Source organism: Parabacteroides sp. MSK.9.14, assembly GCF_019041495.1.
Classification (GTDB): Bacteria; Bacteroidota; Bacteroidia; order Bacteroidales; family Tannerellaceae; genus Parabacteroides; species Parabacteroides merdae.
In genome coordinates, this window is the sequence record NZ_JAHPXO010000033.1 from 44,447 (window position 1) to 53,819 (window position 9,373).

Annotated in this window: 9 protein-coding genes and 2 pseudogenes; 9 read left to right on the forward strand and 2 right to left on the reverse strand. The window is 43.9% G+C overall.

Annotated features, from left to right (window positions below; translation table 11 throughout):
- Positions 1 to 117 precede the first annotated feature (117 nt).
- The 3 genes from KTG12_RS16270 to KTG12_RS16280 are packed head-to-tail and all read left to right on the forward strand — an operon-like array spanning position 118 to position 1,578.
- Positions 118 to 531, forward strand: a complete 414-nt coding sequence (locus KTG12_RS16270; protein WP_216945480.1) for a glypican family protein — start codon at positions 118 to 120, stop codon at positions 529 to 531.
- Complete coding sequence (locus KTG12_RS21820; RefSeq protein WP_075967682.1) at positions 518 to 1,177, forward strand: hypothetical protein; 660 nt, start codon at positions 518 to 520, stop codon at positions 1,175 to 1,177. Before KTG12_RS16270 ends, KTG12_RS21820 begins: the two co-directional genes overlap by 14 nt.
- 17 nt (positions 1,178 to 1,194) lie before the next feature.
- Positions 1,195 to 1,578 (forward strand): hypothetical protein, encoded by a 384-nt coding sequence (locus tag KTG12_RS16280; RefSeq protein ID WP_075967681.1) that lies wholly within the window; start codon positions 1,195 to 1,197, stop codon positions 1,576 to 1,578.
- A 60-nt stretch (positions 1,579 to 1,638) separates the two neighbouring features.
- On the opposite strand, the gene KTG12_RS16285 is transcribed toward KTG12_RS16280, so the two are convergent.
- Positions 1,639 to 1,836 carry a winged helix-turn-helix domain-containing protein gene (locus KTG12_RS16285; RefSeq protein WP_075967680.1) on the reverse strand — a complete coding sequence of 66 codons (198 nt, stop codon included), beginning with the start codon at positions 1,834 to 1,836 and terminating at the stop codon, positions 1,639 to 1,641.
- Between the two features lie 782 nt (positions 1,837 to 2,618).
- Here KTG12_RS16285 and KTG12_RS16290 point away from each other — a divergent pair.
- The 6 genes and pseudogenes from KTG12_RS16290 to KTG12_RS16310 form a co-directional block, all read left to right on the forward strand.
- Positions 2,619 to 2,933, forward strand: a complete 315-nt coding sequence (locus KTG12_RS16290) for a hypothetical protein (protein ID WP_075967679.1) — start codon at positions 2,619 to 2,621, stop codon at positions 2,931 to 2,933.
- On the forward strand, positions 2,933 to 3,769 hold the full coding sequence (locus KTG12_RS16295; protein WP_122298926.1) for a virulence RhuM family protein: 837 nt from the start codon (positions 2,933 to 2,935) through the stop codon (positions 3,767 to 3,769). The genes KTG12_RS16290 and KTG12_RS16295 overlap by 1 nt, the downstream gene beginning before the upstream one ends.
- A gap of 119 nt (positions 3,770 to 3,888) precedes the next feature.
- The gene (locus KTG12_RS16300) at positions 3,889 to 4,545 is read left to right on the forward strand and encodes an RNA polymerase sigma-70 factor (RefSeq protein WP_229101655.1); all 657 of its coding nucleotides are present in this window, start codon (positions 3,889 to 3,891) and stop codon (positions 4,543 to 4,545) included.
- A gap of 102 nt (positions 4,546 to 4,647) precedes the next feature.
- Positions 4,648 to 5,286, forward strand: a complete 639-nt coding sequence (locus KTG12_RS16305) for a recombinase family protein (protein WP_075967675.1) — start codon at positions 4,648 to 4,650, stop codon at positions 5,284 to 5,286.
- Positions 5,287 to 5,561: 275 nt separating this feature from the next.
- Positions 5,562 to 5,906: pseudogene (locus KTG12_RS21825) on the forward strand (mobilization protein).
- Between the two features lie 4 nt (positions 5,907 to 5,910).
- Positions 5,911 to 6,051: pseudogene (locus tag KTG12_RS16310) on the forward strand (mobilization protein); the annotation flags it as partial.
- Between the two features lie 125 nt (positions 6,052 to 6,176).
- On the opposite strand, the gene KTG12_RS16315 reads toward KTG12_RS16310, so the two are convergent.
- The coding region (locus KTG12_RS16315; protein ID WP_216945481.1) for a family 16 glycoside hydrolase at positions 6,177 to 9,373 on the reverse strand (3,197 nt) is incomplete at its 5' end.

A 9,373-nucleotide genomic window follows, 5' to 3' on the forward strand; every position in this document is an offset into this window, starting at 1 on the left:
CTATAATGGAATAGTATGGTTTGAAGGTTTAGAATTATATTAAGACCGGATAATTTCTGATCCTCAGTAGATATAGTTATCTTTGTATAGTTAAGAAAATCAATAGATTATATAGATATGAATATAAAGCAAAACCTTGGAATACTTGCCCAAAGAATATCACGTTCCCGTAATGCCACCCGTACATTCATGATGGGTCTGAATCCGATGCCGGAAAAGGTCAACGAATCTTCGTTGATTCAGAAGTTGGTAATCACACCTCTTTGCAAGATGCTTTCCAGTGAAACGGGTGCTAATGTTTCTGCCAGGAAGGGGGTTTCTCCCAGAATATTCTGGTTACTGGCCAACGGCAAGAAGTTTGCCATTCTTTCTTTCCCGAATCCGGCAAACGGAAGGGCATTCATCCAATACCTTAACCGAAAAGGACAGGTCTGCACCGGACAGATAGAAATTAGAGATATTCAAACAATCCGTGATTATATAAAAGAGTCCACCACTACTGAAAATAATAAAGACAATGGAAAAGAATAAATATAACTGGCTGACCCGACTTATCAATAAAATTACCAGAAAAGAGGAATCCAACAACCAGTCATTCGTGTACTATGGCCATCTGGTTCATGTACAGAGCGGCACTGTCGATTTTATGGACGTGACGGTTTGCAACACAGCCGATGGCGGTGACGTGTTGGCTAGCTTTTCTTTTGACTTCTGGACAAAGGAACTGGAGATTAACCAATGCAAACATGACGAAATCAGAGACGTGATTGAAGATGCATTTTGTAAGATTTATCGTGGGGTGAAAAGCAATCACATATCAATGACCAACCTGAACAAGATTCTGACACACGGTGAAGCCGAAATCACGGATGCAAGCAACTGCCAGATTTGTGTCCATCTGGGTAAGGACCGCTTCATTTACCTGGAACCCAAATGCATGATTCCGGACACACAACATCCGAACGCTGCCACGATTATCCAAAGAGCGAAGAAGGGACTCCAGACAAAAGCGGATTTCGACCTTTTTCGTATCGAGGAAATCGACTATAATGACTTAGACGATGAAATTAAAAAAGAGATTATTGACGCCTACGGAATCGGCAAACCTGAAAATTATACCCAGGACTACTACAGACAGTTGATTGTCGAAGGTGTATTTGAACTGGAATATGTCTAACTAAAAAACAATAAGCCATGCGATTCAAGACATGTAGTTACAAGAGTATCAATATTCTGGAGAAATACAGTTTTGTCCCTATCTCGATAGAGGCCAATCCTCCCAAATCATATACGGGAGTCACATTGCCTGAACTGGCTCCCCTACCCTTCCTTATAAAAGGTTTACAGAACGGGACCATAAGCAAAAATCTGTTCCGGATGCTTTATATCAAGCAGCTGGATCGCTGCAACGATATGTCAAACCTGATTTTGAAACTTCTATCCTATGGCGGCAAAATCTGCCTGGTATCTTCAGGAGGTTACAACGAATTGAACCATAGGGTGATATTGGGAGAGTGGCTAAAAAGGAACGGATGCAACTGCAAAGAATATGGTGTCAACAAAAAAAAGACGCAATGAGGAAATGAGCGGTAATACCGACAACAAAACATCAATACATCTTTTTCCGAATTGGGATTTTTAGTTCAAGGAGTAAACGAAATCTTTTCCCTTTGGGGTAACGGTCATTTTTCCTTCTCTTGACAACCAGCCGATAGCTGCATAGATTTCTGCTTCTTTCAGTTTGGTTATAGTTTTCAATTCCTTAACGGTCATTGGTTGCTCAGATAAGACTGCCCAGATTTTTCCGGCCAGCGTACCAATCATTTCTTCATTCATATCAATTGTATTATTAAAAACAGTTACAAACTTACGAATAAATTCACATTTATAATCAATTAGGCGTATTAAATTCGGTAATTAAATTTAATCGCCCCAATAATACACATAACAATTTAATAATCAATATATTGTAAAATTTATGATTTTAATTGAGAAACAAACAAGAAACAAAATCATCAATTAAAGGCATTTCCTGATTTTTTGTTTTCACTCTGTTTCTTTCCTTGCACTTGCTTATAATCGGGATTTCTTGAACAGCTTCCTTCCAAAATTTTTTCCTCGTCCTACAATTACATTTGAGCTTCCAAGAGCCATTACAACCAAAAGAAAAGCAAGCATTCTTTAGTCTATACAAATGATAAGGAAAAAACTTATAGATAGGCAAATATGTCTGCCTAAATATAGTTTACTTTGATTTAGCATATATATAGGCTAATGGACTAAACTAAACCTTCTCTCAGACTTCATAAAATAGTCCGATCCCTATTGTACAGCGAAAAGAGAAAATATTCTACGGCATATTTTTCTTTTCGCTGCCCCCCCTTTTTTTATAAGCCATCAACCTTTTATACGAGATCTTCTCTTCCCTGTATTAGCACATCCGCTTTCGCTACCTGATATGAATTGTGCCGCAAAAGTATTTGTCATGTCTTTCTTGTATGCCAGGTCAAAGCCCAACGGTTCACGATAAAATCTCCACCCTCCGCTTCGCATAGGTAGTATTTAATCATGAAACCTTGCATAAAGAGCCATGACACCTTTCGAGGCGACATAATTAAATCAAAAACCCGAAGTTTATAAATTCTCCTAAAGGGGTGGTTGAAGTTGTAGAAGTGATTTATGACGGCAAAGATGATCCAGCATATTCACTGGCTATTATTAAATGGGAAAATACCTATAAATTAGGTATTCGTTGGAACATCGCTTATAGTGAATGGGACGATTACCGCAAACAGAACGGGCAAGATGAATGTATAGGTAATCCACAGTCGAGAGGTATTCCCACCTGGTTTGTTTTGCCCGATGATATGATGTTTAGTGAGAAGTTCAGCGGTGCGATGCAGAGGCTTGATGAATTAAGAAAAGGTAAGTAATGGAACAGGGAGAAATCATATTATACCAGCCGGATGAAGCGGTCAGGTTGGAAGTGAGGCTGGAAGATGAAACCGTTTGGTTGACACAGGCACAAATTGTGGATCTTTTTCAATCCAGCAAAGCAAATATAAGCGAGCATATAAAAAACATATATGATCAGAAAGAATTAGAGGAGAGTTCAACTGTTCGGGATTTCCGAACAGTTCGACAGGAAGGCAAACGGCAAGTGATGCGCAATCTGACTTATTACAATTTGGATGCGATCATATCCATTGGGTTTCGTGTCAATAGTAAAAGAGGTATTTTATTTAGGCAATGGGCGAATAAGGTTTTAAAGGACTATCTTTTAAAAGGGTATTCCATTAATAAACGTTTGTCAGAACTTGAAAGGACTGTCGCTCAACATACCGAGAAGATAGATTTTTTCGTGCGTACTGCCTTGCCCCCGGTCGAAGGCATTTTTTATAACGGCCAGATTTTCGATGCGTACAAGTTCGCCACCGATCTGGTAAAGTCGGCCAGGCGTTCGATCGTGCTTATCGACAACTATGTGGACGAAACGGTCTTGCTCATGTTGAGTAAACGCAGCGTCGGTGTCTCGGCCACCATTTACACCCAGCGTATCACGCAGCAACTCCAACTTGATCTTGACAGGCATAACAGCCAGTACCCGCCTATCGACATCAGGATGTACCGGGACAGTCACGATCGTTTCCTGATCGTTGATGAAACGGACGTGTATCATATCGGAGCCTCGTTAAAGGATCTGGGGAAAAAGATGTTCGCTTTCTCAAAGCTGGATATTCCGGCGGCTGTGATTACTGACCTGTTATAATATCCTTTGTCTTATGAGTGGACTGTTGCAAAAAAATGCTTGTAAATAATAAGGTTTATGAAAATATCATTATTTTCGCAAATGAAATGTTGATTGAATGGTCTTAAATCGCTAGTAATATGTTCGATATTTCTTTATTGTATAAACTAAAGAAAGGGAATAGAGAAGCCTTTAATAGTGTTTTCCGTTACTATTATCCCCGGATAATGGCTTATGTTGCTTCTATAGTCGAGCAAAAAGCAGCGGAGGATATTGTTCAGGATGTTTTTCTGTATGTTTGGGAAAACCGTGAAAAGCTATATGTCAGTGATGGTTTCCATTCTTATCTTTTTCAATCCGCTTATACTCGTTGTCTGGACTATTTCAAGAAAAACCTCTCGATTGAAAAATACCATTCTCATACTTACGAGAAATATTTGGAAGATTATCAGAATCTATTGAAAGGTGATGATTCTGTTATAAAGGAACTTTCTGTTAAGGATTTTTATCGTCATTTGTATGAATTACTGGAACACCTGCCAGCGCAGCGTCGTGAAGTTTTTATCCTTACTTATATAAAAGGGCTGACGGCTAAAGAAGTTGCGGAGCAGATCCAAATGCCGCAACGTACGGTGGAAAGTCATTTGTATTTGGCGCTCCGGTTTTTAAAGAGGCATATGTCCAGAAATGATTATTATATACTTTGTGCCGTTTTTCTTTCTATTAACTTGGTTACGTGTTTTTACAACAGAGACTTTACCAAGCATTACGATACAAAGATAGTAATTATAGATTGATTCGCGAATTTCTTTTTTGGATAGATCAGGAAATCATGCCGCCTTTGAAAGAGGTGGATAAGTGATTAAAACAATAGATAAGGAATAATAAAAGAAAAAGGGATGAATGTGGTTATTTATTCACGTGTAAGCTCGCAGTCGGCCAGGCAATCGACCGAACGGCAGGTCGTTGATCTGGAAAGGTTCGCAGCCGGACGGGGGTACGAGGTGACAGCGGTCTTTGAGGAAAAGATAAGCGGACGAAAGGCCAATATCGAACGTCCAGTGTTAAGCCGTTGCCTGGAATACTGCACAAATCCGCAGAACCGGGTGGATATGTTGTTGCTGACCGAGATCTCACGCCTGGGGCGTTCCACCCTGGAGATCCGAAAGGCACTCGATACGCTGCATACGCATAAGATATGTGTGTATATCCAAAATCTGAATCTGGAAACATTACGGCCGGACAAGACGGTAAATCCCTTGTCCTCTTTGATCACTACCCTATTGGGGGAACTGGCCGCAATTGAACGCCAGGGGATCATTGACCGCCTAAACAGCGGACGGGAGTTGTATATCCAGAAAGGGGGCAGGTTGGGACGGAGGCCGGGAAGCCGGAAAACGGACGAGCAGAGGAAAGAGGAATACCGGGAGGCGATCGCCTTGTTAAAGAAAGGCTATTCGGTTCGGAACGTGGCGAAGCTCACGGGAAAAGCTGTGTCAACAATACAACAAGTAAAAAAACACTTCATTAATAGCTAATTACCTGAATAAATATTTTTTTGCAACAAAAACGAGTATTTGCACGAAATGGTGGAGAAAATGAATCAACTCATGACTTTGACACAGCTATGTGTCGTGATCGGTTGATATGTAATGAAAACCGGTCATTATTACTGCAAAGTAATAGCAAGGTTATGTTTCCGGATTCTCGAAAACTCTTGCTCCCCGCGCTCGGCGGTTGCAGAGAGGGTAAATCTACTCCCGCCGGTCGCAGATTTTGAAATGAAAGAAGTACGGACGAAAAAGAAAAATATATGACAAAGGATATGAATGAGATGAAGAAAAAACGCGGCCGTCTGACATTGGGCAGGCCGCGTAAATTGACCAGAGGCGTGACAGTGAAGTTCTCCTCCGTCAGCTACGAGGCTCTCAGATTCAGGGCCAGAAAGTCCAGCCGGAGTCTAGCGGCCACCGTAACTGCAAGGCATACGCCTGAAGAGAACGCGCTACTGCGCAGCCTGGCGGGAATGGCGAACAACCTGGACTAGCTGACAAAGCTCTCGCATCAGACAAGCTTTTACAGGACAAGGCTGCTGATAGACGGGTTGCTGGGAAAGCTGAAACGGATCATAGACGATTATAGACCTGAAGGAGGATAGCGTCATGATAGGAAAGATCAGAAAAGACCACTCGTTCGGCGGCTGCATACGTTACGTGACGCAGAAGGACGACTCGAAAATCATCGCCTTGGAAGGCGTGCTGCTGGAAACGACGGAGGAGATGGTACGCAACTTCCGGTGGCAATCAAAGAAATCTTCAAAAGATCACAGCTTGAAGAAAATTTACTGACTTTTATAGGCGATGATGAACAAAGAAGGTGCATCGTTCATTACGACACACCTTCACTCTACTACATAGTAAAGGGAGCGTTATTTCAACTCTTTAATACGAATATTGCGGAACTTGACAGGAGAACCATGGCCCAAGAAACCAATATGTCCCTTCTTATTGAACAGGCCCGGATGTTCCTTATGGTCGGCAGTACCGTTCTTTGTCGCCTCGCGGATATTACCTTCCATGATGACCACCCCGTTGACCGTTACCTTGATGTTATCGCCATCGGCCACAATTTCTTCATAATTCCATTCACCCGCAGGTTTGAACGCGCTATGATGGTCCGCCTTAGCCGGGATAATTCCATAAACGGAACCGTGATGCTGCAAAGGAGTAATATCCTTATAAATCGGATGTTCACAATCCAGAATCTGGATTTCCATACCGACATAAGCGGCATCCCCTTCCATCGGGGTACGGATACCGACACCGTTATTAGCACCCGGAGTCAACTGGAATTCGAAACGGTATACGAAGTTGCCATACTCGTCTTTCGTATACAAATTTCCACCGTAGCTCTTGCTCGGTATCATAGAAATGCAACCGTCTTCCAGAGTATAATCGACAGTGTTACCTGTCCATTCATGCATATTCGTACCGTCGAACAGCACCTTGAAACCTTCCTTCTCTTCTTCAGCCGACAGTTTGAACGGTTCCTTACGTTCCAGTTCTTTTACATAAATATTCCGGTAATAGACCTTGCTGCCATGAGCCTGCAATTCAATCTGCTCGATCGGGAAGATCGGAAGTTTACGATCCCAATAGTTCTCCAGGATCACATCATCCACGACTTTCTCTCCGTTCAGCACGACTGTCACACGGTCACCGACCATCTTGATATAGAAACTGTTCCATTCACCCAGCTTATTATCCGCCACTTTCGACGGCTTGCTTTCGTTCACCTGATTGTTGTATAATCCGCCGGAACCGACTTGTGCTCCCACGTTGACACGCGAAGTATCCCAGATCTGCACCTGAGGCGTACCACGCAAGTAAATACCGGCATCCGCTTCAGGACCGGCCGGATCAAGCATCCAGTCTACATACATTTCGAAATCTCCGTATTGCTTTTCCGTGCACAGATTGTCCCCCTTGCCATTGAATATCAGCATACCGTCTTCCACGCTCCAGCCTTTACGCATGACTTCATCGGCTTTTGCCTGCTCTTTGGCCAACTGTGCCGGCTTCATCTTCGCACGGGCAATCGGGTTTTGCACCAGACCTTTCCAGCCGGTCAAATCCTTGCCATTGAACAAAGAAACGAATCCTTCACCTTGCGGCATCTCTGCCAGATGTTTCTTGATTGCTTCCCTTTGATAGCCGGCATCCGGATTGTCGAGCACCTCCATCACCTTATTCAACAGGGTACGGACATTCGCCCCCATATACTCCTTATTACCCAAAGCAATATTCATGACTGCATTGGCGGCCGCCTGTTGTACAGGTTTCTGATCCAGAAATTCGCCGGCATACAACATGCCCAAGAACGTTCCGGTATTTTCAATCTGTTGCAGGATTGCGATCTTTTGTGCATCTGTTTTAGCAATTTCCATTGCCTTACGTAAGCTTAACAGACGGTTTTCACCTGTAAATGCAGGATTGGACACCAGTTTCACATAGGTAGTGAGAGCCGGGTCGAAATAATTGGAGGATGGGTTTTCCTTACAGATCGTGTATAATTCGTCTGCCACTTCAATACCTTTCCAGTTCAGCAGGGCTTCGAAGGCTGCATCCCTTTTGACACCCGTATTGGAACGGAAACCTTTTACGACCGTCGCCAGCGCATCCGGTTGTCCGGTAGAAGCCAACACCAGATAATACAAATAATCTTTATTGCCGGCCTGCAACATACGACGTGTCACCGTTTCGACCCGGTCGGCAGCAGAAAGAGAAGACAATGCCGAAATAACAGCCCGTTGCATAGGAGGAACAGCCAATGCGTCTGCCGTTTCCAGCATACCACACATATTGGTTATATCACGTTCTCCCACCACATCCTTCAAAGCCACATAAGCCGCGGCTTTCACTTCTGGAGAGCCTATCTGTATCTGATCAAGTACGGTATTGATATTGGCAGTAGCCTTGCGCATGGCCAACAATTCCAATCCTGCTATTTTTCCCGCATTGGCAGCAGAAGAGACAGCTTTCGCCACTGCCCCGTCAATATCTCCCGGGAAGGCGGCCAAAGCATCCTGTCCCAGCAAGACAACTTGCTTGTCATCGCTCTTCAGTAATTCGGCCAATGAAGGGATATAGGACTTATCGCCGATCTTTACCAATGTCCAAGCAGCAGCCTGCTTCACATCGAAGTTCGCATCACCGAGCTGCTCCAACAGGATTTGCTTGGCAGGAAGATCGAAACGTATTTCCAGATTCTGGATAATGTCGTGTTTGGCAGATTTCTTGGCCTCACGTCCGATCCAGTTCAGGATATCTATTTTCAGTTCCGGTTTGACTTTAGGAACCATTTTCATAAGTTCTATATACAGCTCCTTATCTGCAAAATCAGAAGCGTAGCTCAAAGCTGCGTTCCGGTAGTTCTTGCTCGGATCTTTCATGGCTGCGATGATCATCTTGGATACTTTGGCCGGTTCCTCGGCTGCTAACAGTATCTGCAAGGCTGCTTCCCGCGTCTGCTCCTGTCCGGCTTTAGCCGCTGCTTTCTGCAATTTCTTTGCAGCTTTCATCACCGCATCACGATCACTCTGGACCAATCGTTTCAGCAAAGCGATATAGGCTTCGTTGGCACCAGTCACTTCCATCGTGTAACCGGCATTTTCGGCTGCTTGCGCCAAGACCGGCAAAGAGGTAGAACCTCCGACACAACTCAAGGCATACAAAACCTCTTTCTGCATATTCGGATCGGCTGCTCCCTGCAATGTCAACAGGAGCGTTTCCGCCTCTTTCACCCGGGCATCGGCAATCGCACGGATCACATCCTTTTGTGTTTTGGAAGAACCGGAACGCATCTTCAAGGCTGCAACCAATGCCTGCCCTGCCTTTTCGCTACCGTTGGCAGCCAGTGCCCGGGCAGCGGGACCGCTCAACGCCTCGTCATTCAGGTAAGAAGCCAATACTTCTATGCATTCATCTTTTCCCAACATCTGAAGTTGGCGGATAATGAATGCTTTCGTTTCTCGCTCGTTTACCATTTCCAAAGCTTTCAGATAAGCCTTCGCAGTCACTAACCGGGCATTCTCCTCCCCTTTCGCCATGACATAATGCGTAAGAC

Coding starts and splice junctions, on each gene's coding strand:
- KTG12_RS16270 (WP_216945480.1), top strand. CDS start 118: ATGAATATAAAGCAAAACCTTGGAATACTTGCCCAAAGAATATCACGT.
- KTG12_RS21820 (WP_075967682.1), top strand. CDS start 518: ATGGAAAAGAATAAATATAACTGGCTGACCCGACTTATCAATAAAATT.
- KTG12_RS16280 (WP_075967681.1), top strand. CDS start 1,195: ATGCGATTCAAGACATGTAGTTACAAGAGTATCAATATTCTGGAGAAA.
- KTG12_RS16285 (WP_075967680.1), bottom strand. CDS start 1,836: ATGAATGAAGAAATGATTGGTACGCTGGCCGGAAAAATCTGGGCAGTC.
- KTG12_RS16295 (WP_122298926.1), top strand. CDS start 2,933: ATGGAACAGGGAGAAATCATATTATACCAGCCGGATGAAGCGGTCAGG.
- KTG12_RS16300 (WP_229101655.1), top strand. CDS start 3,889: ATGTTCGATATTTCTTTATTGTATAAACTAAAGAAAGGGAATAGAGAA.
- KTG12_RS16305 (WP_075967675.1), top strand. CDS start 4,648: ATGAATGTGGTTATTTATTCACGTGTAAGCTCGCAGTCGGCCAGGCAA.